22 protein-coding genes are annotated in these 22435 nt (G+C 66.5%); 6 read left to right on the forward strand and 16 right to left on the reverse strand.

Annotation, left to right across the window (positions count from 1 at the left end; genetic code table 11):
- Nucleotides 1–97 precede the first annotated feature (97 nt).
- The gene (gene aroQ / locus PJW05_RS13875; RefSeq protein ID WP_271407599.1) at nucleotides 98–541 is read left to right on the forward strand and encodes a type II 3-dehydroquinate dehydratase; all 444 of its coding nucleotides are present in this window, start codon (nucleotides 98–100) and stop codon (nucleotides 539–541) included.
- A gap of 5 nt (nucleotides 542–546) precedes the next feature.
- Complete coding sequence (locus PJW05_RS13880) at nucleotides 547–1404, forward strand: shikimate dehydrogenase (RefSeq protein ID WP_271407600.1); 858 nt, start codon at nucleotides 547–549, stop codon at nucleotides 1402–1404.
- Nucleotides 1405–1827: 423 nt separating this feature from the next.
- Here the strand turns inward: PJW05_RS13880 and PJW05_RS13885 are convergent, their stop codons facing one another.
- Together PJW05_RS13885 and quiC are read right to left on the reverse strand one after the other, a co-directional pair.
- Nucleotides 1828–2496: a TetR family transcriptional regulator gene (locus PJW05_RS13885; protein WP_271407601.1), complete on the reverse strand. Its 669-nt coding sequence runs from the start codon at nucleotides 2494–2496 to the stop codon at nucleotides 1828–1830.
- 96 nt (nucleotides 2497–2592) lie between these two features.
- Nucleotides 2593–4503, reverse strand: a complete 1911-nt coding sequence (quiC, locus tag PJW05_RS13890) for a 3-dehydroshikimate dehydratase QuiC (protein ID WP_271407602.1) — start codon at nucleotides 4501–4503, stop codon at nucleotides 2593–2595.
- Here quiC and PJW05_RS13895 point away from each other — a divergent pair.
- Both PJW05_RS13895 and PJW05_RS13900 read left to right on the forward strand, forming a co-directional pair.
- Nucleotides 4502–4747 (forward strand): hypothetical protein, encoded by a 246-nt coding sequence (locus PJW05_RS13895; protein ID WP_271407603.1) that lies wholly within the window; start codon nucleotides 4502–4504, stop codon nucleotides 4745–4747. The two genes, quiC and PJW05_RS13895, sit on opposite strands and share 2 nt — an antisense overlap.
- A 445-nt stretch (nucleotides 4748–5192) precedes the next feature.
- Nucleotides 5193–6530 carry an MFS transporter gene (locus tag PJW05_RS13900; RefSeq protein ID WP_271407604.1) on the forward strand — a complete coding sequence of 446 codons (1338 nt, stop codon included), beginning with the start codon at nucleotides 5193–5195 and terminating at the stop codon, nucleotides 6528–6530.
- 79 nt (nucleotides 6531–6609) lie between these two features.
- On the opposite strand, the gene PJW05_RS13905 is transcribed toward PJW05_RS13900, so the two are convergent.
- The 3 genes from PJW05_RS13905 to PJW05_RS13915 all read right to left on the reverse strand — a co-directional run bounded on the left by PJW05_RS13905 (nucleotide 6610) and on the right by PJW05_RS13915 (nucleotide 8808).
- On the reverse strand, nucleotides 6610–7488 hold the full coding sequence (locus tag PJW05_RS13905; RefSeq protein ID WP_271407605.1) for a DMT family transporter: 879 nt from the start codon (nucleotides 7486–7488) through the stop codon (nucleotides 6610–6612).
- A 58-nt stretch (nucleotides 7489–7546) separates the two neighbouring features.
- Nucleotides 7547–7771 (reverse strand): hypothetical protein, encoded by a 225-nt coding sequence (locus PJW05_RS13910; protein ID WP_333908704.1) that lies wholly within the window; start codon nucleotides 7769–7771, stop codon nucleotides 7547–7549.
- A gap of 260 nt (nucleotides 7772–8031) precedes the next feature.
- Entirely contained in the window at nucleotides 8032–8808 is a 777-nt protein-coding gene (locus tag PJW05_RS13915) for an IclR family transcriptional regulator (protein ID WP_271407606.1), read from the reverse strand.
- Between the two features lie 474 nt (nucleotides 8809–9282).
- Here PJW05_RS13915 and PJW05_RS13920 point away from each other — a divergent pair, with 474 nt between their 5' ends.
- The gene (locus tag PJW05_RS13920) at nucleotides 9283–10545 is read left to right on the forward strand and encodes an OprD family porin (RefSeq protein WP_271407607.1); all 1263 of its coding nucleotides are present in this window, start codon (nucleotides 9283–9285) and stop codon (nucleotides 10543–10545) included.
- Nucleotides 10546–10797: 252 nt separating this feature from the next.
- On the opposite strand, the gene pcaC is transcribed toward PJW05_RS13920, so the two are convergent.
- From pcaC to PJW05_RS13960, 8 genes are all read right to left on the reverse strand, one after another.
- On the reverse strand, nucleotides 10798–11193 hold the full coding sequence (gene pcaC, locus PJW05_RS13925) for a 4-carboxymuconolactone decarboxylase (RefSeq protein WP_271407608.1): 396 nt from the start codon (nucleotides 11191–11193) through the stop codon (nucleotides 10798–10800).
- 14 nt (nucleotides 11194–11207) lie between these two features.
- Nucleotides 11208–11996: a 3-oxoadipate enol-lactonase gene (gene pcaD / locus PJW05_RS13930; RefSeq protein ID WP_271407609.1), complete on the reverse strand. Its 789-nt coding sequence runs from the start codon at nucleotides 11994–11996 to the stop codon at nucleotides 11208–11210.
- Between the two features lie 9 nt (nucleotides 11997–12005).
- The gene (locus PJW05_RS13935) at nucleotides 12006–13316 is read right to left on the reverse strand and encodes a 3-carboxy-cis,cis-muconate cycloisomerase (protein ID WP_271412223.1); all 1311 of its coding nucleotides are present in this window, start codon (nucleotides 13314–13316) and stop codon (nucleotides 12006–12008) included.
- 215 nt (nucleotides 13317–13531) lie between these two features.
- Nucleotides 13532–14737, reverse strand: coding sequence for a 3-oxoadipyl-CoA thiolase (gene pcaF / locus PJW05_RS13940; RefSeq protein WP_271407610.1), 1206 nt, complete (start codon nucleotides 14735–14737; stop codon nucleotides 13532–13534).
- Complete coding sequence (locus PJW05_RS13945; protein WP_271407611.1) at nucleotides 14734–15531, reverse strand: CoA-transferase subunit beta; 798 nt, start codon at nucleotides 15529–15531, stop codon at nucleotides 14734–14736. Before PJW05_RS13945 ends, pcaF begins: the two co-directional genes overlap by 4 nt.
- Nucleotides 15531–16379, reverse strand: coding sequence for a CoA transferase subunit A (locus PJW05_RS13950; protein ID WP_271407612.1), 849 nt, complete (start codon nucleotides 16377–16379; stop codon nucleotides 15531–15533). The genes PJW05_RS13945 and PJW05_RS13950 overlap by 1 nt, the downstream gene beginning before the upstream one ends.
- 152 nt (nucleotides 16380–16531) lie before the next feature.
- Nucleotides 16532–17032, reverse strand: a complete 501-nt coding sequence (locus PJW05_RS13955) for a VOC family protein (protein WP_271407613.1) — start codon at nucleotides 17030–17032, stop codon at nucleotides 16532–16534.
- 139 nt (nucleotides 17033–17171) lie between these two features.
- Nucleotides 17172–18221, reverse strand: a complete 1050-nt coding sequence (locus PJW05_RS13960) for an NAD(P)H-dependent flavin oxidoreductase (protein ID WP_271407614.1) — start codon at nucleotides 18219–18221, stop codon at nucleotides 17172–17174.
- Nucleotides 18222–18314: 93 nt separating this feature from the next.
- Here PJW05_RS13960 and PJW05_RS13965 point away from each other — a divergent pair, with 93 nt between their 5' ends.
- A complete protein-coding gene (locus PJW05_RS13965) occupies nucleotides 18315–19175 on the forward strand; it encodes a LysR family transcriptional regulator (RefSeq protein ID WP_271407615.1) in 861 nt (286 codons plus the stop codon).
- Between the two features lie 11 nt (nucleotides 19176–19186).
- Here the strand turns inward: PJW05_RS13965 and PJW05_RS13970 are convergent, their stop codons facing one another.
- The 3 genes from PJW05_RS13970 to PJW05_RS13980 form a co-directional block, all read right to left on the reverse strand.
- Nucleotides 19187–19636, reverse strand: coding sequence for a GFA family protein (locus tag PJW05_RS13970; protein ID WP_271407616.1), 450 nt, complete (start codon nucleotides 19634–19636; stop codon nucleotides 19187–19189).
- Between the two features lie 175 nt (nucleotides 19637–19811).
- The gene (locus PJW05_RS13975) at nucleotides 19812–20981 is read right to left on the reverse strand and encodes an iron-containing alcohol dehydrogenase (protein ID WP_271407617.1); all 1170 of its coding nucleotides are present in this window, start codon (nucleotides 20979–20981) and stop codon (nucleotides 19812–19814) included.
- A 9-nt stretch (nucleotides 20982–20990) separates the two neighbouring features.
- Entirely contained in the window at nucleotides 20991–22379 is a 1389-nt protein-coding gene (locus PJW05_RS13980) for an aldehyde dehydrogenase family protein (RefSeq protein WP_271407618.1), read from the reverse strand.
- Between the last annotated feature and the right edge of the window lie 56 nt (nucleotides 22380–22435).

Genomic DNA, 22435 nt, shown 5'->3' on the forward strand with positions numbered 1-22435 from the left:
GCGGCAAATTGACGTAATTAACTGGTTAGTACATTTTCATTGCCATTCCACCCCGACCTTCCAGCCGGGGCCAGAACGACAATGGAGAACCGCTGCAATGACCCGCACCGTCCTGGTGCTCAACGGCCCGAACCTCAATCTGCTCGGAACCCGTGAGCCCGCCACCTACGGCAGTGAAACCCTCGCCGACATCGCCGCCCTGTGCAGCCGTACCGCGGCCGGTCTGGGTTTCGAGGTGGACTTCCGCCAGACCAACCACGAAGGCGAGCTGCTCGACTGGATCCACGCGGCCCGTGGCCGCTGCGCCGGCATCCTGATCAACCCGGCCGCGTGGACCCACACGTCGGTCGCCCTGCGCGACGCCCTGGTGGCCAGTGAGCTGCCGGTGATCGAGGTGCATCTGTCCAACGTGCACAAACGCGAGGAATTCCGTCACCACTCCTTCGTTTCCGCCATCGCCATCGGTGTGATCTGCGGACTCGGCAGCCAGGGCTACAGCCTGGCCCTGCAGCACTTCGGCCAACTGTTTTCCAAGGGTTGATCAGCATGTCCCAGAACAAGCATTCCATCCTCGCCGGCCTGATCGGCGCCGGCATCCAGGCTTCCCGCACCCCCGCCCTGCACGAGCACGAGGGCGATGCCCAGGGCTTGCGCTACCTCTATCGCCTGATCGATCTGGACCCACTCAAGCTGGACAGCGCCGCCCTCCCCGAGCTGCTCGACGCCGCCGAACGCATGGGCTACACCGGGCTGAACATCACCTTCCCCTGCAAGCAGGCGGTCATCCCGCTGCTGGACGCGTTGTCCCCGGAGGCGGCCGGCATCGGCGCGGTGAATACGGTGGTACTGAAGGACGGCAAACGCATGGGGCACAACACCGATTGCCTTGGCTTCGGCGAAGGTTTCCGCCGTGGCCTGCCGGATGTGCAACGCCGCCAGGTGGTACAGATGGGCGCCGGTGGCGCCGGCTCGGCGGTGGCCCATGCGCTGCTGGCCGAGGGCGTCGAACGCCTGACCCTGTTCGAAGTGGACGCCGTCCGTGGCCAAGCCCTGGTGGACAGCCTCAATCGGCACTTCGGCGCCGGCCGCGCGGCCCTGGGCACCCACCTCGCCAGTGCCATGGCGGAGGCCGATGGCCTGGTCAACACCACCCCCATCGGCATGGCCAAGCTGCCAGGCACGCCGGTGCCAGCCGAGTTGCTGCGCCCTGAGCTGTGGGTAGCGGAAATCATTTATTTCCCGCTGGAAACCGAACTCCTGCGCGATGCCCGCGCCCTGGGCTGCCGCACCCTGGACGGCGGCACCATGGCGGTATTCCAGGCGGTCAAGGCGTTCGAACTGTTCAGCGGCCGCAGCGCCGACGCCGACCGGATGATGGCTCACTTCGCCAGCATGAATGGCTGACCCGCAGGAGGGGTCAAACCGGAAGAAACGAATGCGGGATGCGGTTCTGCCGTAGGGTGGATGACGCTCTTTTCATCCATCCGCGGTGTCCGGCCCGGCCTCGCAGGGTGGATTGGTAAAGCGTGCCCCCGCTGCCCCCTCTCGATGGGTTTCGTCCCTCTACCCATCCTACGAAAGCGGCCCCAAGCCGGTGGCGGGCGATACGCCAGGCGAAACCACAGTCCGGCCGTAGGGTGGATGGCGCTCTCTTCATCCACCAACGGTGCCCGACCAAGCCCCGAGTGGTGGACCGAGAAAGCGTGGTCCACCCTACTTCACCGCCTCCTCTCGATGGGTTTCGTGCCTCTACCCATCCTACGATAGCGGCCCAGGCCGGAGGGGGCGAGCGATACGCCGCGCCCCTCACGCGAGCTTGGGCGTCGATCAGGCCTGCAGGTAGCGCAGCACCGACTCGCAGATCATGTCCTTGTGCCGCGCCTTGACCTGTTCGTCATCCAGGTCGATCTGGAAGATTTCGCCGAAGGTGTTGTGGTTGGAGACGCGGTAGAAGCAGAAGGAACTGATCAGCAGGTGCAGGTCGAGCGGATCCAGGCGGGGCCGGAAGAGTCCCTCGGCTTCGCCACGGCGGAGGATGTCGCCGAGGGCGTCGAGGATGGTGGTGCTCATGGAGCGGATCGCCTTGGACTGCCTGACGTACTCGCCGTGGTGGATGTTCTCGATGCTGACGATGCGCACGAAGTCCACGTTGCGGTCGTGGTGGTCGAAGGTGAATTCCACCAGCCGGCGGATCGCCTCGCGGGGCTCCAGTTCGGCCAGGTGGAGCTTGCCTTCGGTGCTGCGGATATCGCCGTAGAGCTTTTCCAGCACTTCAACGTAAAGCTGCTCCTTGCTGCCGAAGTAGTAGTAGATCATCCGCTTGGAGGTGTGCATGCGCTCGGCGATGGCATCGACACGGGCACCGGACAGCCCCTGCTGGACGAACTCGACTATGGCCGCCTGAAGGATGTTCTCGCGGGTTTTCTCGGGGTTGTTCTTGCGCCCTTGGCGGGGTGCCTCGGCGGGGGATTCGGAAAGATCGGCGGTTATTGTCATCGTCGGCTCACGGCCAGAAAGAACTGGCGTCGATTATGGGCTGACGGGCAACCCGAAGGAACCCCGGGGCCGTGTTGCCCCGGGCCTCCTTGCTGCCTACAGCCTGGCCTTGGTGGGGGCTCCGCTGCGCGCCTTGGCCATGGCTGCCAGGCGTACGGCGACGTTGGCGGCGCCGTAGCCGCCGTAGCCGTTCCGGCGCTGCAGGATTTCGAAGAAGAAACGTCCCTCGAACGGCTCGGTATACACGTGGAACAGTTCGCCGCCCTGGGCGTCGCGGTCGTAGAGCACGTTGTAGTAGGCCAGTTCGCTAAGGAATTCGTCGTCGAAATCGAAGCGCGCCGCCAGGTCGTCGTAGTAGTTCAGCGGTATGTCCAGCAGCGGGACCCCGGCGTCCTTGGCCCGGCTGACCTCGCTGAAGATGTCGGCGCAGGAGAAGGCGATATGGTGGGCGCCCGAGCCGCGATAGCTGGACAGTGCGTGGGAAATGGCGGTGTTGCGGTTCTCCGAGATGTTCAGCGGCAGGCGGATGCTGCTGCAGCGGCTGCGAATGGCACGGCTCTTCACCAGGCCATAGGGGTCCGGCAGCACCACTTCGTCGTCGGCCTCGAAATCCAGCACGCTCTTGTAGAACAGCACCCAACTGTCGAGTCCGTCGGCCGGCAGCGCCAGGGCCATGTGGTCGATGCGTTCGAGCGCGCCGCTCTGACGCGCGTCCGGGTCGAGGACGAAATCGCTGTCATAGATGGTCTGGCCAGCCGGCGCCTGCTCCACCAGGTAGATCAGGCTGCCATCCGGCGCGCGCACGGCGGGAATCTCGCGCTCGTTGGGCCCCACCAGGCCACGATAGGGCTGTCCCTTGAACTCGCGAGCACGCTCCAGGGCACTGCCGCTGTCCCTGACCCGCAGGGCGGTGGCGCAGAGCGACGGGCCGTGGGCTTCGAAGTAGCCATGGGCGAAGGAATAGGGTTCGGCATTGAGCACGATGTTGATGTCGCCCTGGCGCAGCAGGCTGACAGCCTTGGAGCGGTGCTTGCCGGCGCGGGCGAACCCCAGGCGCTCCAGCCAACCGGCCAACGCGGCACCCAGGGCCTCGTCCACGGCGAATTCGAGGAATTCCACGCCGTCGTAGCGGCTGGCCGGCGGCGGTGCGAAAAGGACGTCCAGGTTGGCCGGCGGTGTCGGGTCCTTGGCCAGCAGCGTGCGGGTCTTCTCCTCCAGGTAGAGCAGCGAACGCAGGCCATCGGCGGCATTGCCGCGCGGCGGAGCGGCGCGGAAACCATCGTTGAAGATTTCCAGTGACAGCGGCCCCTGGTAGCCGCTGCGGATGATGGGCGCAAGGAAGCCTGGCAGGTCGAACTCGCCCTGGCCAGGGAAGCAGCGGAAGTGCCGGCTCCACTCCAGCACGTCCATGGCCAGCAGCGGCGCGTCGGCCATCTGCACGAAAAAGATCTTGTCGCCCGGGATGTCGGCAATCCCGCTGGGGTCGCCCTTGATCGACAGCGTGTGGAAGCTGTCCAGCAGCACGCCGAGCGCCGGGTGGTCGGCCTGGCGAACCAGATTCCAGACCTGCTGCCAACTGTTCACATGGCGTCCCCAGGCCAGGGCTTCGTAGCCGATGCGCAGGTTGCGCGCGCCGGCGCGCTCGGCCAGCAGACGCAGGTCGTCGACCAGGATGTCCTCATCCGCCATGGCGTCGGCCTGGACGTTGCTGCACACCAGCACCAGGTCGGTGCCCAGTTCCTGCATCAGGTCGAACTTGCGCTCGGCGCGGTCGAGGTTCTTCTGCAGGCGGTCGCGGCGGCAGCCCTCGAAGTCGCGGAACGGCTGGAACAGGGTGATGGCGATCCCCAAGTCGGCGCACATCTGGCGGATTTCCCGTGGGCTGCCGGCGTAGTACAGAAGGTCGTTCTCGAAGATCTCGACGCCGTCGAAGCCGGCTGCGGCGATGGCTTCGAGCTTTTCCGGCAGGGTACCGCTCAGGGAGACGGTGGCAATGGAACGCTGCATGCGTCAGCTCCTTGTAGGGTGGGCGCGGCGAATACCTGTAGGGGCGAATTCATTCGCCATGGGACGCGAAGCGGCCCTCTGCGACGCCCTACGGCAGACCTTCGGCCCGCTTGGCGAATGGATTCGCCCCTACAAAAGTGGCTGGATCGATTATTCGCGCGTAAAGTCAGCCCAGCAATTCAATATGTACGAACCGGTTAGTTTTGTGTTCGATCATCGAACACAAGGCCGGTTATCGAATTGACGCTTTTTCGATCACTGCGCAACATGAATCCCATGTTGCAGGGACCCGCCGGGGGGCATCACTGCCAGCCCAGTCACCCGGAAGGCCCTGCGATGGCAACCACGCGTCACGACATAACAATTTCAAGAAACGGGTACCTGCTCATGCTCGCACTCAACGCTCTACCAGCCTGCACTCCCCCTTCCCGCTCTCCTTCTGCAGCGTCATCGGCCAGTCCCGGTCCGCATACCGCCGCGCCGCACTCCGAATAACCCGGAATCCTTCAGCGCCCCGGGCAGTACCCCGGTCAAGCGGCCGCCAGCCACCTCCAAGGACGATCCGCCACCTTTTGGCGCAGATTGCCCCTTCGTGCACCGTCTCGACGGCGGAGCGCAACGGAAATGGCGGCCGATTCGAGTCGAAAACCGACTGGCCTACCAGTCACAGAACGGATGGCAAAACAACAATGATCCAATCTCATACCACTCGCATCGCTCCCGATCCCCAGCTTCACCAGGGCGGCATGTTCAGCAAGGTCCGCGGCGCCATGGCCGTCGGCAAGATGCGCTGGGGCATGCTCGCCCTGGTGTTCTTCGCCACCACCCTGAACTACATCGACCGCGCCGCCCTGGGCGTGATGCAGCCCATCCTCGCCGAGAAGATGAGCTGGACCGCGATGGACTACGCCAACATCAACTTCTGGTTCCAGGTCGGCTATGCCATCGGCTTCCTTCTCCAAGGGCGCTTCATCGACAAGGTTGGCGTCAAGCGGGCGTTCTTCCTCGCGGTGCTGTTCTGGAGCATCGCCACCGGGGCCCATGGCCTGGCCACTTCAGCCGCTGGCTTCATGGTCTGCCGTTTCATTCTCGGCCTGACCGAAGCCGCCAACTACCCGGCCTGCGTGAAGACCACCCGGCTCTGGTTCCCGGCCGGCGAACGCGCCCTGGCCACAGGGATCTTCAATGCCGGCACCAACGTCGGCGCCATGGTCACTCCGGCCCTGCTACCGCTGATCCTCAGCGTCTGGGGCTGGCAGGCCGCCTTCGTCGGCATGGGCTGCCTGGGCCTGGTCTGGCTGGTGTTCTGGTCGATCAACTACTTCAACCCGGAAGAGCATCCGCGCGTGAAGCCGAGCGAACTGGACTACATCAACCAGGCGGTCGAGCCCGAGCCGGTCAAGGTGCCCTTCAGCCGCATTCTGCGCATGCGTGGCACCTGGGCCTTTGCCCTGGCCTACTCGATCACCGCCCCGGTGTTCTGGTTCTACCTCTACTGGCTGCCGCCCTTCCTCAACCAGCAGTACGGCCTGGGCATCAGCGTGACCCAGATGGGCATCCCCCTGATTTTGATCTGGCTGACCGCCGACTTCGGCAGCGTGGGTGGCGGCATCCTCAGCTCCTGGCTGATCGGCCGCGGCGTCAAACCCATCACCGCCCGCCTGTCCTCCATGCTGATCTTCGCCTGCACCATCGTCGGCGTGGTCTTCGCTGCCAACGCCAGCGGCCTGTGGGTCGCCGTCCTGGCCATCGCCCTGGCCGTGGGTGCTCACCAGGCCTGGACCGCCAACATCTGGAGCCTGGTGATGGACTACACGCCCAAGCACCTGATGAGCACCGTGTTCGGCTTTGGCGGCATGTGCGCCGCAATCGGCGGCATGTTCATGACCCAGATCGTCGGCGGCGTGCTGACCGCCACCAACAACAACTACGCCGTGCTCTTCACCATGATCCCGGCCATGTACTTCATCGCCCTCACCTGGCTGTACTTCATGGCCCCGCGCAAGATCGAACAGGCCCAGGGCTGATCCACCCTCGCGGAGGTCCGGCCGGGCCTCCGCCTCCCCTTCTCCGCTTGCCCCTTTTCTCCAACCCACGCCCCGAAGCTCAACCCCTGCGCTGCAACCACGCCGCGCCCAGGCCGCTCAGGCAGATGATGGCAATGCCCACCAGGCTGGTGGCATCCGGTCGCTGGGAAAAGAGCACGAAGCCCAACAGCCCGGCGAAGACGATCTGGCAGTAGCCAAAAGGCGCCAGCAAGGCCGGTGCCGCCACGCGGAAAGCCTGGGTCAGCAGCAGGTGCGCGGTCATGCCGGCCCCGCCGAGAAGCAGCATCAGCACGCCATGCTCCAGGCTTGGCAGTTGCCAGAAGAACGGCACCATCGCGCTCATCGCCAGGGTGTTGCACAGCCCCGCGAAGAAGTTGCTGGTGGTCGGGCTGTCGTGGGCCGCGACCTTGCGCGTGAGCAACTGGTAGAAGCAGAAGCCCAAGGCCGAGCAGAAGGGAAACAGGATGGCCGGCGTGAAGAGTTCGCCGCCGGGGTGCACCACCACCAACACACCCAGGAAACCCAGCACAACGGCCAGCCACTGGCCAGGACTGACCTTTTCCTTCAGCAAGGGTACCGACAGTGCCGTGACCAGCACCGGAGCGAGGAAGTTGACTGCCGTGGCTTCCGCCAGAGGGATGTATTGCAGGCCGGCGGTGAACAGCAGGCTGGTACTCAGCAGACTCAGGGCCCGCAGCAACTGAAGCCCTGGCCGCCCGGTGCGCAGCACGCGCAAACCGGCCTGGGGCAGGAAGATCCCGGCCATCAGCAAGGTATGCACCAGGTAACGGGCCCAGACGATCATGACGACCGGATAGAGGCCACCGAGGAACTTGGACAGGGCGTCATGCCCCGCGAAGAGAAAGGTCGCCAGCACCACCAGCAGGATGCCCCGCAGCGGTTGGTTAACTCCGGACAAAGGGGCATTAGTGGTCATGGGGCACTCGAAGAAAGCTCGCGGCCCAGCCGACCGCGCGAAAGTTGAGGGCAAGGGTTCAGTGGCGACTCAGCGGCAACCGAGCCTTACCCAGGGCCATCCGCACCCGCTCACGGGGGCCGACGCCCTGCCCCAGCAAATACCACGAGGCAATTTCCAGACTCAGGGGCAGTTTCGCCGGCAACGTCCGCAGCCAGCCGGAGAGGTCGCACGGTCGGGCGTTACCCGGGCGAGTAGGTGCGGGGGTCGTCAGGGCGGCAAGGAAGAGAACGTGCTCAGTCATGCTCTTCTCGGAATCCAGTTCCAGAATTGAATTTGCGATATTTAGAACGTGGTTCCACATTAGCGCAAGTGGAAAATGCGCCACGTCGACAGCGAGGCTGATTCATCGCCGGGCAGGACAGTGTTCAAGGGTGCTGAGGGAACTCTTTCACTCGTGAAGCAGGCCACAGGCCCGCGCTATCGCGCGTCCAGCGTCAATCACGAAGGAGTCCGCGCCCTCGAGGCAGAGCGCGGGGACCGGCAGAAAGTCGTCTTCCTGGTTCAGACGAAGAATTCGGACGCCTGGCTGGCTGCCGATAGTTCGTCCACCGCCGCCAGCAATTGCGGCGCCACTTCGTGCAGGCGCGCTTCGGGCAGGCGCGCGCTGGGACCGGCGACACTGAGTACGCCTATCGCCTTGCCGGTGCGTGGAGCACGCACCACGGCGGCCAACGCCGACATGCCGACCGACGAACTTTCCATCACCCAGGCATAGCCGTGCTCCCGCGCCAGACGCAGGCGCTCGAGCAGTTCGATGTTGGAACGCGGCGCGTTGGGGCCGAAGTCCCGCGGATCGGCGATGCCCTGGCGCTCCACCAGCACCAGGGCCTCGGCATCACTCAGGCTGGCCAGCCAGGCATGCCCGGAGGCGGTGTAGAACAGCGGCGCGTCGCGCCCCATGTCGGGGTCGTAGCGCAAGCCGGAACGCGCGCCCTGGGATTTTGCGATCCAGGTCAGGCGGTCGTCTTCGATCACGCCCAAGCGCACCAGCTCACCGGTTTCCTGGGCCAGGCGATCAAGGATCGGCTGGACGATGTCCGCGCCGCTGCTGGCCAGATAGCGGAACGCCATGGCCACCAGGCGGGTGGACAACTGGTAGCGGCTGTTCTCCGGGTTCTGCCGCACATAACCAAGACGGATCAGCTCGGCCAGCATGCGGTGGGTAGCGCTCTTGGGAATCTGCAGCTCATCCGCCAGCACCTGCATCGGCAGTCCGCGCGGGTCGGCGGTCAGGCGTTCCAGGAGATTGAAGGCACGTTCGATCTGGCTACCGGCCATGGGCATGGGTCCTCTTCGCTGTGGGGCGATTCTAGAAGACAACGCCTGCCCCATGAAACCTGGAACGGGAAGATGACAGGCTGCAGATTCGCCGGAAGAAATGTACGAAATGGTTAGTTCTGTTCGATGATCGAACGGAAGCGTCCCCCGTCGATTGAACCCGGCGCCCACCGATTTCACTATCGCCCCAGGTGCGAGGCGTTGCCGCAACCCGCCTGCGATCCCCGCAATGCCTTGCCTGTTACCTGCATAAATACAAGAAAGGTCGATCACCATGCCCACCCCCTACGCCTCGCCGCCCGACGCGGCACCGTTGCCTGGCCACGTCCCCGAATGCGCCTTCTTCCTTCGCCTGAGCGGGTGCCGCAAAGCGCGCTGACACCCACGCCATCCAAAGCCTGACGCGTATTCGTGCAACAGCCGCGAAGGGCTTCCTGCGCCCCGACAACCATGAACACAGAGGCTAGACCCACCATGAAATCCACTCGCCGTCCATGCTTCGCCCCCTGCGCCCTTGCTGCCGCCGTCTTCCTTGTCGCCCAGCCCCTTCAGGCTGCGGACGGGGGCGGCTTCGCCGAAGACGCCAAGGTCGGCCTGAACCTGCGCAACTTCTACATCAACCGCAACTTCGTGAACCCGACCAACCCCCAGGGCAAGGCCGAGGAATGGACCCAGAGCTTCATCCTCGACGCCCGCTCCGGCTTCACCGAAGGGCCGGTGGGGTTTGGCGTGGACCTGCTCGGCCTGCTCGCGGTCAAACTCGACGGCGGCAAGGGCACCCGCGGCACCCAGTTGCTGCCGGTGCATGACGACGGTCGCCCGGCCGACGACTTCGGCCGCCTGGCCGCGGCCGGCAAGATGCGCGTGTCGAAGACCGAGTTGAAAGTCGGCGAATGGATGCCGGTGCTGCCGATCCTCCGCGCCGACGACGGCCGCTCCCTGCCGCAGACCTTCCAGGGCGGCCAGGTCACCTCCCAGGAGCTCGACGGCCTGACCCTGTACGGCGGCCAGTTCCGCCAGAACAGCCCGCGCAACGACGCCAGCCTGGAAGATATGTCGATGAACGGCCGCGCCGCCTTCACCTCCGACCGCTTCAACTTCGCCGGCGGCGAGTACGCCTTCAACGAGAAGCGCACCCTGGTCGGCCTGTGGTACGCCGAGCTGGACGACATCTACCAGCAGCAGTACCTGCAACTGACGCACAGCCAGCCCGTGGGCGACTGGACCCTGAGCGCCAACCTCGGCTACTTCGACGGCAAGGAGAACGGCAGCGCCCTGGCCGGCGACCTGGACAACCGCACCTGGTCCGCCCTGCTCTCCGCCAAATACGGTGGCAACACCTTCTCCCTCGGCCTGCAGAAGGTCAGCGGCGACAACGCCTGGATGCGCGTCAACGGCACCAGCGGCGGCACCCTGGCCAACGACAGCTACAACTCCAGCTTCGACAACGCCAAGGAAGAGTCCTGGCAACTGCGCCACGACTACAACTTCGCCGCCCTCGGCGTGCCCGGGCTGACCCTGATGAACCGCTACATCAGCGGCGAGGACGCCCACATCGGCACGGTGACCGACGGCAAGGAATGGGTGCGCGAGACCGAGCTGGCCTATGTCGTGCAGTCCGGGGTGTTCAAGGCGCTCAGCGTGAAGTGGCGCAACGCGAGCGTCCGCCGCGACTTCAGCAACAACGAGTTCGACGAGAACCGTCTGATCATCAACTACCCGCTGTCGATTCTCTGACCCCGACAGGGCCGGCCGATGGGTTGGCGTAGAGCGCAGCGAAACCCAACGCCACAAAACGATGGGTTTCGTACCTCTACCCATCCTACGTCTACCCCCCAGCGCCGAGCGCACCGAGGCCCAACGCGGCGAGGCCTACATCGCGGGGATGCAGGTGACGGGCGCTTGAACGGCTGTTGGGCGAGTCTACCCCCAATGAAAACGCCGCCCGGATGCGTGGTCCGGGCGGCGTTCGGGTGTTGCTCGTTCAGGTCAGCCCTGGAGCGATTCCACGCCCAGTTCGTCCCACACGGCCTCGGCCAGGTGGAACGTGGCGTTGGCCGCCGGGATACCGCAGTAGATCGCGCTCTGCATGATCACTTCCTTGATCTCGTCGCGGGTCACGCCATTGTTCTTCGCCGCCCGCAGGTGCAGCTTCAGCTCGCCTTCGCGGTTCATGCCGATCAGCATGGCGATGGTCACCAGACTGCGGGTGTGGCGCGGCAGGCCCGGGCGGGTCCAGATATCACCCCAGGCATGGCGGGTGATCATGTCCTGGAACTCTTCATTGAACGGCGTGAGGTTCTGCAGGCTGCGGTCCACATGGGCATCGCCCAGCACCTCGCGACGCACCTGCATGCCAGCTTCGTAGCGCTCTTTCTCGTCCATTGGGAACTCCGGCTTCAGGCGGTCAGGAAAGCCAGCACGCGCTCACTGAACGCATCGGCGGCCTGCACGTTGGACAGGTGCGCGGCATGGAACTCCACCAATTCGGCAACGGCGATGCGTTCCTGCATGAAGCGGCCGTGCTCGGTGGTGGTCACCGGATCGCCACTGCCACAGACGATCAGGGTCGGTGCGCGAATACCCGCGATCTGCTCGCGGTAGTCAGCGTCACGCACGGCGGCGCAGTTGGCGGCGTACCCCTCGGGCGAGGTCTGCGCCAGCATGCCGACGATGGGCTCGACCTTGGTCGGCTGGGATTCGGCGAAATCCGCGGTGAACCAGCGGGAAATGGAGGCATCGCGCAGGTCGCGCATGGCTTGGGCGCCACCGGACAACACGGTGTCGATGCGCGGGTTCCAGACTTCCGGGGCGCCGATCTTCGCGGCGGTGTTGCACAGCACCAGTCGCTGGATGCGTTCGGGGGCGTTGATGGCCAGCCACTGGCCGATCAGGCCGCCCATGGACAGGCCGCAGAAGCTGGCCTTCTGGATGTCCAGGGCGTCCAGCAGGGCCAGCACGTCGCGCCCCAGTTGCTCGATGCTGTAGGGGCCTTCGCTGACCAGGGATTGGCCGTGGCCACGGGTGTCATAGCGCAGCACCTGGAAGTGCTGGGTGAAGGCCGGGATCTGTGCGTCCCACATGTGCAGGTCGGTGCCCAGGGAGTTGGACAGCACCAGCACCGGCGCACCAGCCGGGCCTTCGAGGAGGTAGTTCAGGTCGCCATCGGCGAGACGTACGGCAGGCATGGAAAACTCCTAGCGCGAGAAATGCTTGTGTTCAGCCAGGGCCTGGTCCACCCAGCGGCGGGCCTGGCCCAGGTAATGGGCGGGATCGAGCAGGCGATCCAGTTCATCGGAAGAAAGCTGTGCCCTGACCTCGGCATTGGCGCCGAGCACGCTACGCAGGTGGGCGCCCTCCTGCGCCGCCTGGCGGCAACACTGCTCCACCAGGTGATGGGCGGCGTCGCGGCCGATGCGCTGGGCCAGGGCGATGCTCACCGCCTCGGCCAGCACCAGGCCCCGGCTCAGGTCGAGGTTCTCGCGCATGCGCGCGACGTCCACTTCAAGGCCCGGAACCACCAGTAACGCCTGCTGCAAGGCACCGGAAACCAGGCAGCACAACTCCGGCAAGGTTTCCCATTCGGCGTGCCACAGGCCGAGGCTGCGCTCGTGCTCCTGGGGCATCGCGGCGAACATGGTGGACACCAGGCCCGGCGCGCGGGTGGCGGCGCCGATCAGCACGGCGGCACTGACCGGATTGCGCTTGTGCGGCATGGTGGAAGACCCACCCTTGCCCGGCGCGGATGGCTCGAAGACTTCGCCTGCTTCGGTCTGCATCAACAGGCTCAGGTCGCGCCCCAGCTTGCCCAGGCTGCCGGCGATCAGGCCCAGCAGGCCGGCGAACTCCACCAGCCGGTCGCGCTGGGTGTGCCAAGGCTGTTCAGGGAGATTCAGGCCCAGTTCGCGAGCCAGGGCTTCGCTCACCGGCCAGGCCTGCTCGCCCAGCGCGGCCAGGCTGCCGGAGGCGCCGCCGAACTGCAGGCAGAACAGACGCGGCTCGAGTTCGGCCAGACGCTGGCGATGGCGAGTGACCGCGCCCAGCACGCCGGCCAGCTTCATGCCGAGGGTGACCGGGGTGGCTTGCTGCAGCCAGGTGCGGCCGGCCAGGGGCGTGTCGGCATGGCGCTCGGCCTGCAGCGCAAGGGCATGGGCGAGCGCTGCCAGGTCCCGCTCCAACAGCGCGGCGGCGGCGCGCAATTGCAGCACCAGGCCAGTGTCCATGGCGTCCTGGCTGGTGGCGCCAAGGTGCACGTAGCGTTCGGCATCCGGGTTCTGGGCGGCGATTCGCTTGCCCAGGGCCTTCACCAGCGGAATGGCGGAGTTGCCGGCGGTGGCGATGGCCTGGGCCAGGGTAGCGGGGTCGTAGAGTTCGGCCTTGCACGCCGCCTCTATGGCGACGACGGCCTCGGTGGGAATCAGCCCGACGCGGGACTCGGCGCGCGCCAGGGCCGCCTCGAAGTCGAGCATGCCCTGCACCCGCCCCCGGTCGGAGAAGACCGCACGCATGGCAGGTGCCGTGAAGTAGGCATCGAAAAGTTGGTTGCTCGGGCTGTTCAAGCCAGTGCTCCAAAATGCGGTTTGGTGTTTTCTTTTATCGCAGCTGGCCCTTGCGAGCCAGTGGTGACAGGACTAGCCGTAGGATGGGTAGAGCGGAGCGAAACCCATGCGGTGTCGAATTGATGGGTTTCGCAGGCTCTACCCATCCTACGCAGTTTGGCCTGTCATACCTTCTCGATGGCCAGGGCCAGGCCCTGCCCCACGCCCACGCACATGGTCGCCAGGCCCAGCTTGCCGCCGGATTTCTCCAGTTGGTGCAGGGCGGTCTGGACCAGGCGCGCGCCGCTGGCACCCAGGGGGTGGCCGAGGGCGATGGCGCCGCCGTTGGGATTGACCTTGTCGCTGTCGTCAGCGATGCCGAGGTCGCGCATTACGGCCAGGCCCTGGGCGGCGAAGGCTTCGTTCAGTTCGATGACATCGAAGTCGCCAATGGCCAGGTTCAGGCGCTCCAGCAGCTTGCGCACCGCCGGCACCGGGCCGATGCCCATGACGCGCGGCGCCACGCCGGCGCTGGCCATGCCGAGCACTTTCGCGCGCGGGGTCAGGCCGTGCTTCTTCACCGCGTCAGCCGAGGCCAGGAGCAGCGCCACGGCCCCATCGTTGACGCCCGAGGCGTTGCCGGCGGTGACGGTCTTGCCTTCGCCGTTGACCGGCTTCAGCTTGGCCAGGGCTTCGAGGGTGGTGTCGGGACGCAGGTGCTCGTCCTGGTCGACCACGGTCTCGCCCTTCTTGCCCTTGATCACCACGGGGACGATCTCTTCGGCGAAGAAGCCTTCGGCCTGGGCACGGCCAGCGCGCTGCTGGCTGCGCAGGGCGAACAGGTCCTGGTCCGCGCGGGAAACCTGATAGTCGTCGGCGACGTTGTCGGCGGTCTGCGGCATGGCGTCGACGCCGTACTGGGCCTTCATCAGCGGATTGATGAAGCGCCAGCCGATGGTGGTGTCCTCGATCTTCTGAGAACGACCGAAGGCGCTATCGGCCTTGCCCATCACATAGGGCGCGCGGGACATGGACTCCACGCCACCGGCGATGGCCAGCTCTAGTTCACCCGCGGCGATGGCGCGGAAGGCACTGCCCACCGCATCCATGCCCGAGGCGCAGAGACGGTTCAGGGTCACGCCCGGAACGCTCTCCGGCAGGCCGGCCAGCAGCAGCGCCATGCGCGCCACGTTGCGGTTGTCCTCGCCGGCCTGGTTGGCACAGCCGAGGAAGACCTCATCCAGCGCGTCCCATTTCACCTGCGGGTTGCGTTCCACCAGGGCCTTGATCGGGATGGCGGCCAGGTCGTCGGCACGCACCGGGGCCAGGGCGCCGCCGAAGCGGCCGATGGGCGTGCGGATGGCGTCGCAAATATAGACCTCGCGGCTCATTCCTCACCCCCTTGCTGGCCGTGGGCGGCGGCGGTGCGGGCTTCGAGGGCGCGCAGCGCGGTGAGTTCGGTCTCGTTGGGCGCCAGGGTCTCGCTCACGTTCGGCGCGAAGCGGATGGCCCAGCCGGTGTTCTCGATGACCTGCTCGCGGGTCACGCCCGGATGCAGCGAGGTGACGATGAATTCATGGGTGCCGGCTTCCGGCTCCATGATGCAGAGGTCGGTGATGATGGCCACCGGCCCCTTGCCGGGCAGGCCCAGCTGTTGGCGGTGGTCGCCGCCTTCGCCGTGGCCCACGGAGGTGATGAAGGCCAGCTTGTCGACGAAGGTGCGGTGGGACTGCTTGAGGATGATCAGCACTTCCTTGGCGGAACCGGCGATCTCCGGAGCACCGCCGGCGCCCGGCAGGCGTACTTTCGGGCTGTTGTAGTCGCCGATCACGGTGGTGTTGATGTTGCCGAAGCGGTCCACCTGGGCCGCGCCGAGGAAACCGACGTCGATACGGCCGCCCTGCAGCCAGTAGCGGAAGATTTCGCCGGTGGGCACCACGGTGTCGGCGGTTTCGGCCAGTTCGCCGTCGCCGATGGACAGCGGCAGTACGCTCGGCTTGGCACCGATGGGGCCGGACTCATAGATCAGCACCACGTCCGGCGACGAAGTCAGGCGCGCCAGGTTGGCGGCCTTGGACGGCAGGCCGATGCCGACGAAGCAGACGGCGCCGTTCTGCAGGCGGCGGGCGGCCGCCACGGTCATCATTTCATTGGTGCTGTAGTCACGGGGAGATTGAGCGCTCATCACTTGGCCTCCGCAATCTTCTTCTGAAATTCGGCGAAATCGGCAGTGCCACGGATGTACTCATCGATCCACGCAGTGAAGGTTTCGCGGTCGCGGGCGATCGGGTCCCAGGCCTGGTAGAAGCGGTTGTCGCGCTCGTAGTAGCCGTGGGCATAGGACGGGTGGGCGCCACCGGGAACGTGGCAGACAGCGGTCAGGGCCCAGGTGGGCAGGACACAGGCGTTCATCGGCGCGTTCAGGTCGTCGACGACTTCCTCAACGGTGACGATGCAGCGCTTGGCCGCCAGGGCCGCTTCCTTCTGCACGCCGAGAATGCCCCAGAGCAGCACGTTGCCCTTGCGGTCGGCCTTCTGCGCGTGGATCACGGTGACGTCCGGACGCACCGAGGGTACGGCGGCCAGTTGCTCGCCAGTGAAGGGGCACTGGATGAACTTGATGTTCGGGTTGACCTTCGGCAGGTCGGAGCCGGCATAGGCGCGCAGAACCGCAAAGGGCAGTCCCGAGGCGCCGGCCACGTAGGAGTTGGCCAGGTCGGCGTGGCTGTGCTCGTCGATTTCCAGGGCGTTCGGCCAGTGTTTTTCCACCGCGTCGCGCAGGCGGTGCAGCGAACCCACGCCGGGGTTGCCGCCCCAGGAGAAGGTCAGCTTGCGGGCGCAGCCGGCGCCGATCAGCAGGTCGTAGACCAGGTCGGGGGTCATGCGCACCAGGTGCAGGTCTTTCTTGCCCTGGCGGATGATCTCGTGGGACGCGGCAGTGGGAATCAGGTGGGTGAAGCCTTCGAGGGCTACTTTGTCGCCGTCGTTGATGAAACGTTCGACGGCTTCGCGGAGGGAAAGGATTTCAGCCATGGTCGATCTCGTGTTGTTATCCAGGGCGTTTGGGGCGCCGGGTGAGGAAAAAGTACTCCCCGGCCCCACCCCGAACAATCCGATAATCGACTATTGGTGCGGTTATCGAACAGATGTGTATCCTGCTATCGATTCACCGCAGCCGGCCTCCGTCAGCCCTCGTAGGCCTTCCTGAGGGCGGCGATATCCAGCTTGCGCATCGTCAGCATCGCCGCGAAGGCACGCTGCGAGGCCGCGTGGTCCGGGTCCACCAGCATGTCCATCATGATGCGCGGCACCACCTGCCAGGACAGGCCGAAGCGGTCTTTCAGCCAGCCACACTGCTGGGCGTTCGGGTCGCCGCCTTCGGCAAGCCGCGCCCAGAAGTGGTCGACCTCTTCCTGGGTCTCGCAGGCGACCATGAAGGAAACCGCCTCGCTGAAGGTGAAGACCGGGCCGCCATTGAGGGCGGTGAAGCCCTGCCCATCCAGCTCGAAGCCCACGGTCAGCACCGAACCGGGCGCCTTGCCATGGACTTCCTTGCCGGCCTCGCCGTAGCGGCTGACGGCGGTGATCCTGGAGTTGGGAAAGATGCCGACGTAGAAGTTGGCGGCGGCTTCTGCCTGGTCATCGAACCACAGGCATGGGGTGATGGTGTGGATTCGCTTGCTCATGCTGCACCTCCTGGCGACGTCGGAAGACGATAGCCAATCAGTGCTGAGTCGCCCAACAGACCGACAGACCGACATCCCGTCGCAATCCATTGCCCCGGGTATCAATCGTGCGGCCGGGCAGCGAAGCTGGCGCCTCGGATCAGCCGTGCATTTCTTCCACCAGCGTCCTGACCAACTCCGCCGCCGGCATTTCCCGCGCCAGGGGCGCGCCCTGCCCGGCCCATTGCACGGCGAAATCGTTGCATCCCCGGGCACTGGCGGCGGCATGCAGAGCCTTGGCTGCGTCGTAGGTGGTCGGATAGTCCGGCAGCGGCGGCGCATCCGGGGTGTCGAGATCGGACCAGAGGCGGTTCGGCAAGCCCCGTGCCGGGCGCCCGGAGATCGCAGCGGTGATGCCGGTTCGATGGGCGCGTTCACCCTTGAGGGCGGCGCGGTAGGCGGCATTGGCGGCAGACTCCGGACAGGCCACGAAGGCAGTGCCCAACTGCGCGCCAGCGGCGCCCAGCGCCATGGCAGCCTGGATGCCCTGCCCGTCCATGATGCCGCCGGCGGCGATCACCGGCAGGCGCGACGTGCGCGCGATGAGCCGCACCAACGCCAGGGTTCCGAGACCGGCATCACCCTTCTCCGGCTCGAACACACCGCGATGGCCGCCCGCCTCCACGCCCTGGGCAACGATGGCATCGACGCCGGCCGCCTCCACCCGGCGCGCCTCGTCCAGCGTGGTGGCGCTGGCCAGCAGTCGGATGCCGGCGCTCTTCAGCGCATCGATCCACGCCTGGGGCGGCAGACCGAAGTGGAAACTGACCACGGCCGGGCGCTCATCCAGCAGCATCTGCGCCATTTCCGGATCGTCGAGAAAGCTCTTGTAGATCTCTCGGATGGCCGCTGGCGGCTCGGCGCCGAACTCGGCGAACAGTGGCCGCAGGTGCTCCAGCCAGGCGGCCTCCCGCGGTGCGTCGGCCACGGCCCGCCGATGGCAGAACAGGTTGACGTTAAAGGGCCGGCGGGTCAGCGCGCGGGTTTCCGCGAGCATGGCGCGGGCCTGGGCCGGGGTGCTGGCACCGATGCCGATCGAGCCCAGGGCACCCGCATTGGATACGGCGGCGGCCAGGGCCGGGGTGGAGACGCCCACCATGGGGGCCTGGATGATGGGGTGGTCGATACCGAGAAGCTCAGCGAGGGACATGGTGCGGCAACTCCAGACAGGGGAAAGCCTGGCCAATCTATCTCAATTAGAGAATAATTTTAAGTAATCATTCTCCAAAAGAGATGCAAATCCATGGATCTATCCAGCCTGGAGATCTTCCGTGCCGTGGCCCTGGAATGCAGCGTCACCCGCGCGGCCCAGCGTCTTCAGCGTGCCCAGTCGAACGTCACCACGCGAATCCGCCAGTTGGAAGACGAGCTGGGTACCCCGCTCTTCCTCCGCGACGGCAAGCGCATGACCTTGACCGACCGCGGCCAGGCCTTCCTCGCCTACAGCGAACGGTTGCTGGCCCTGGCGGACGAGGCGCGCCAGGCCATGCACCCCGGACAACCCGCTGGCCGTCTGCGCCTGGGCAGCATGGAAAGCACCGCCGCGAGCCGTCTGCCCGGTCCGCTGGCGAACTTCCATGGGCGCTGTCCGGAGGTGGAACTGGAAGTGCGCACCGGTACCAGCCAGGCACTGGTGGAAGCGGTGCAGGCAGGCCGCCTGGACTGCGCACTGGTGGCCTGGCCTAGGGGTCAGGAGGACATCGCGGACCTGGGTCTGGACGCGCAGCCGGTATTCAAGGAGGAACTCGTGCTGGTACTGCCCGCCGGCCATCCGCCGGTGGAGACCCCGGCGGACGTCCAGGTCCGTGGGCTGGCGGGCTTCGCCGAGGGCTGCACCTATCGGCAGATCGCCGAGAACTGGTTGTCCGCCGACGGACGCCCGCTGCCGAACGTGCAGCAGGTGGGTTCCTATCACGCCATTCTCGCCTGCGTGGCGGCCGGCTCCTGCGTCGGCATCCTGCCGCGCTCAGTCCTGGAACTGCTGCGCGAGCCCCCGCGCCTCCGCCAGCGCTCGCTGCAGTGGCTGGATACCCTGCTGGTCTGGCGCCAGGGCTACGCCACGGCATCCTTCGAGGCCTTCCGCGCGGCGCTGGCAACCGCGTAGATCGAGCCGGATCAGGCCGCTACCGGCTCGCCACTGTTGGCCCAGCCCGGGTGACGCGGCAGGCCGTCGTCCGGCAGGGTCAGAAGCGGGTGCTTGGAACGCACGAACACATAGCGGTCGGGCTTGCCGCCGACGTCGGTGTCACGGTCCAGGGTAGGCACGTGCACCAGTTCGAAGTCCGGAAAGCTGTCCACATGCAGGTACAGGTGGCAACCGCACTCGGAGCAGAAATAACGGTGGCAGGTGGATTTGGAGTGGTAGCACTTCAGCTTGTCGGCATTGGCCGTGAGCTTGAAGGCGCCACGGTCCACCACAGCGATGATCGCCATGGCGCCGCCACAGATGTCGGTGCAGTCGGTACACAGGCAGTAGTGCACCTCCGCCGGTCGGGCGGTGTACTCGTAGCGCACCGGATTGTCGTCGCAGCGGCAGCCACCGACCGCCTTGAATGACTCGGTCATGTCCGTTCTCCCATCGAGGTTGAACCCACAGCCAGTGCCGGCCCGCGCCGGCGTGCATCGGCGAGGGCCTGGTTCGTGGGTGTTGGAAGAACGCCGGGGCATCGCCCCTGGAGCGGGCCAGGGCCCGCGTGGGCACGGATCAGGTGAACCTCACCGCTGCATTGATCAGATTAGTTCAGAGCCGGCCATGCAGTGCCTTCTCGAAGAGCCGGCTGTAGGCCTGGGCGTCGTAGCGGACCGGGTTGGTGGCGGCGGACGGGTCCACCTCGGCCATGCGCCCCACCTGCTCGATGCGCGCATCGTCGATGCCGATCTCGCCCAGGCTGTGGGGAATGTCCAGTTCGCCGCGCAGGCTCACCACCCAGTCCAGCACCCCGGCGAACCCCGCCTTGGGCAGTCCCAGGTAGCGTGCCAGGCGCACCATGGGGCCCTCGATATAGGCACGGTTGGCCTGCAGGACATAGGGCATCAGCACAGCGTTGAGCAGCCCGTGATGGGCGTCGTACAGCGCGCCCAGGGGGTGGGCCAGCGCGTGCATGGCCCCCAGCCCCCGCTGGAAGGCGGTGGCCCCCATGCTGGACGCCACCAGCATCTGCAACCGGGCTTCGAGGTCGCCGCCCCGGGCGGTGGCGCGCGGCAGGTAGTCCTTGACCAGGCGCATGCCTTCCAGGGCGATCCCCTCGGCCATCGGGTGGTACAGCGGCGAGCAGTAGGCTTCCAGGCTGTGGGACAGCGCATCCATGCCGGTCGCCGCGGTGATCAGCGCGGGCAGGCCCACGGTCAGTTCGGGGTCGAGGATGACGATGGCCGGCAGCATCCGGGCATGAAAGATGATGCGTTTGACCTGCGCCTGGTCATCGCTGATGACCGCCGCGCGGCCCACCTCGGAGCCGGTGCCGGCGGTGGTGGGCACCGCGACCACGGGCGCCATGCCGGCCACGTTGACCCGGCTGGCGTTGTCGCCGACGTCTTCGAAGTCCCAGAGCGGGCGGTCCTGCCCGACCATCAGGGCGATGGCCTTGCCGGCATCCAGCGCCGAGCCGCCGCCGAAGGCGATCACCCCGTCATGGTTGCCGGCCTTGAAAGCAGCCACGCCGTCCGTCACGTTTGCCCCGGTGGGGTTGCCCTTGATCCCATGGAACAGTCCCGCGTTCAACCCGGCATCGCGGCACTGGCGCAGGGCGGCCTCGACCATCGGCAACGGCGCCAGGCCGGGGTCGGTCACCAACAGCGGCGCCTGCATGCCCAGCTCGCGGCAGGCCGCGGCCAGTTCGGCGATGCGACCGATGCCCACGCGCACCGATGTCGGGTAGTTCCAGTTCATGCGGAAACGGCTCGGGTCCATAGGGGCACCTCAAAGGCGGGTCTTGAAGTGGAAGGACTTGGGACGGGTCAGGTGCTCGTAACCCACCCGCGACAACGTGCAGCCACGCCCGGACTGCTTGACCCCGGTCCAGGCCAGGGCCGGGTCCAGGTAATCGCAACGGTTGAGGAACACCGTCCCCGCCTCCACCCGGTCGGCCAGGGCCAGCGCGGCCGCCTCGTCCCGGCTGAAGATCGCGGCGGTCAGGCCGTAGGCGCTGTCGTTCATCAGCGCCAGCGCTTCTTCGTCATCGCGCACTTTCTGGATGCCCACCACCGGGCCGAAGGATTCCTCGCTCATCACCCGCATCCCGTGGTGGACGCCGGTCAGCACCTGGGGCGCTAGGTACGCGCTGCCCGCGCGATCCAGCGGAAACGCCGCCGCGTCCAGGTGCGCCCTGGCCCCCTGCCCCACGGCCTCGCGCACCTGGCTGCGGACGAACTCCGCAGCTTCGGCACGCACCAGGGGACCGAGGGTGGTTTCAGGGTCGTCGGAGCGGCCCAGGCGGTACTGCCCGACCAGCGCCACCGCCTGTTCGACGAAGGCGTCATGCAGCTCGGCATGCACGTAAATGCGCTCGATGCCGCAGCAGGACTGGCCGGAATTGAAGAAGGCACCGTCGACGGCGGTTTCCACGGCATGGCCGAGATCGGCGTCGGCACGCACGTAGGCCGGGTCCTTGCCACCCAGTTCCAGCCCGGAGCTGATGAAGCGCCCGGCCACGGCGCGCTCGACCATCGCGCCGCCGGCCACCGAGCCGGTGAAGGCCACATGCCGTACGGGATCGGCCTGGATCAGCCGCTCGGTGTCGCCGTGGCTCAGGTGCAGGTACTGCAGCACGCCCGTCGGCAACCCGGCGTCGGCGAAGGCTTCCACCATGCGCTCGGCGCACAGCGGTGTCTGCGCCGAGTGCTTGAGCAACACGCAGTTGCCCGCCAGGAGGGCCGGCACCACGGCATTCACCGCCGTCAGGTAGGGGTAGTTCCAGGGCGCGATGACCAGCGCCAGCCCCAGCGGCTCGCGGCGGATCAGCCGGGTGAAGCCGGGCTTGTCCGGCAGATGGATGTCGCTCAGGGCCTCTTCGGCGATCTCCGCCATGTAGGTGGCCCGCTCGACGAAACCGCGAATCTCCCCCGGCGCATAGCGGATCGGTCGCCCCATCATCCAGCAGAGTTCCTCGGCCAGTTGCGCCTCGCGGGCGGCGAAGGCGGCGATGGCGCGCCGCGCAATGGCCACGCGCTCGGCCACCGGGGTGGCCTTCCAGAGCGTCCGCGCGGCCTCCGCGCGCGCCAGCGCTGCAGCGATTTCGGCGGAGGTCGCCAGGGGGCGCTCGACATAGGTGGCGCCGTCGATGGGCGATACGCAACGCAACAGGTCCATGGGTGATTCCTCGTGGTCGAACGCCCGGCCCGCGCGCAGCGGACCGGGCCGGTGCA

The sequence above is a fragment of the Pseudomonas sp. Q1-7 genome (assembly GCF_028010285.1).
Classification (GTDB): domain Bacteria; phylum Pseudomonadota; class Gammaproteobacteria; order Pseudomonadales; family Pseudomonadaceae; genus Metapseudomonas.

What these genes read in the sequence shown, in the direction of transcription:
- pcaD (WP_271407609.1), bottom strand. Translation starts at nt 11,996, where the DNA reads ATGCCTGCCGTACGTCTCGCCGATGGCGACCTGAACTACCTCCTCGAA.
- PJW05_RS13920 (WP_271407607.1), top strand. Translation starts at nt 9,283, where the DNA reads ATGAAATCCACTCGCCGTCCATGCTTCGCCCCCTGCGCCCTTGCTGCC.
- PJW05_RS13905 (WP_271407605.1), bottom strand. Translation starts at nt 7,488, where the DNA reads ATGACCACTAATGCCCCTTTGTCCGGAGTTAACCAACCGCTGCGGGGC.
- PJW05_RS13970 (WP_271407616.1), bottom strand. Translation starts at nt 19,636, where the DNA reads ATGACCGAGTCATTCAAGGCGGTCGGTGGCTGCCGCTGCGACGACAAT.
- PJW05_RS13880 (WP_271407600.1), top strand. Translation starts at nt 547, where the DNA reads ATGTCCCAGAACAAGCATTCCATCCTCGCCGGCCTGATCGGCGCCGGC.
- aroQ (WP_271407599.1), top strand. Translation starts at nt 98, where the DNA reads ATGACCCGCACCGTCCTGGTGCTCAACGGCCCGAACCTCAATCTGCTC.
- PJW05_RS13935 (WP_271412223.1), bottom strand. Translation starts at nt 13,316, where the DNA reads ATGCGTGCGGTCTTCTCCGACCGGGGGCGGGTGCAGGGCATGCTCGAC.
- quiC (WP_271407602.1), bottom strand. Translation starts at nt 4,503, where the DNA reads ATGCAGCGTTCCATTGCCACCGTCTCCCTGAGCGGTACCCTGCCGGAA.
- PJW05_RS13885 (WP_271407601.1), bottom strand. Translation starts at nt 2,496, where the DNA reads ATGACAATAACCGCCGATCTTTCCGAATCCCCCGCCGAGGCACCCCGC.
- pcaF (WP_271407610.1), bottom strand. Translation starts at nt 14,737, where the DNA reads ATGAGCCGCGAGGTCTATATTTGCGACGCCATCCGCACGCCCATCGGC.
- PJW05_RS13965 (WP_271407615.1), top strand. Translation starts at nt 18,315, where the DNA reads ATGGATCTATCCAGCCTGGAGATCTTCCGTGCCGTGGCCCTGGAATGC.
- PJW05_RS13960 (WP_271407614.1), bottom strand. Translation starts at nt 18,221, where the DNA reads ATGTCCCTCGCTGAGCTTCTCGGTATCGACCACCCCATCATCCAGGCC.
- PJW05_RS13950 (WP_271407612.1), bottom strand. Translation starts at nt 16,379, where the DNA reads ATGGCTGAAATCCTTTCCCTCCGCGAAGCCGTCGAACGTTTCATCAAC.
- PJW05_RS13895 (WP_271407603.1), top strand. Translation starts at nt 4,502, where the DNA reads ATGCGTCAGCTCCTTGTAGGGTGGGCGCGGCGAATACCTGTAGGGGCG.
- PJW05_RS13975 (WP_271407617.1), bottom strand. Translation starts at nt 20,981, where the DNA reads ATGGACCCGAGCCGTTTCCGCATGAACTGGAACTACCCGACATCGGTG.
- pcaC (WP_271407608.1), bottom strand. Translation starts at nt 11,193, where the DNA reads ATGGACGAGAAAGAGCGCTACGAAGCTGGCATGCAGGTGCGTCGCGAG.
- PJW05_RS13910 (WP_333908704.1), bottom strand. Translation starts at nt 7,771, where the DNA reads ATGACTGAGCACGTTCTCTTCCTTGCCGCCCTGACGACCCCCGCACCT.
- PJW05_RS13980 (WP_271407618.1), bottom strand. Translation starts at nt 22,379, where the DNA reads ATGGACCTGTTGCGTTGCGTATCGCCCATCGACGGCGCCACCTATGTC.
- PJW05_RS13955 (WP_271407613.1), bottom strand. Translation starts at nt 17,032, where the DNA reads ATGAGCAAGCGAATCCACACCATCACCCCATGCCTGTGGTTCGATGAC.
- PJW05_RS13945 (WP_271407611.1), bottom strand. Translation starts at nt 15,531, where the DNA reads ATGAGCGCTCAATCTCCCCGTGACTACAGCACCAATGAAATGATGACC.
- PJW05_RS13915 (WP_271407606.1), bottom strand. Translation starts at nt 8,808, where the DNA reads ATGGCCGGTAGCCAGATCGAACGTGCCTTCAATCTCCTGGAACGCCTG.
- PJW05_RS13900 (WP_271407604.1), top strand. Translation starts at nt 5,193, where the DNA reads ATGATCCAATCTCATACCACTCGCATCGCTCCCGATCCCCAGCTTCAC.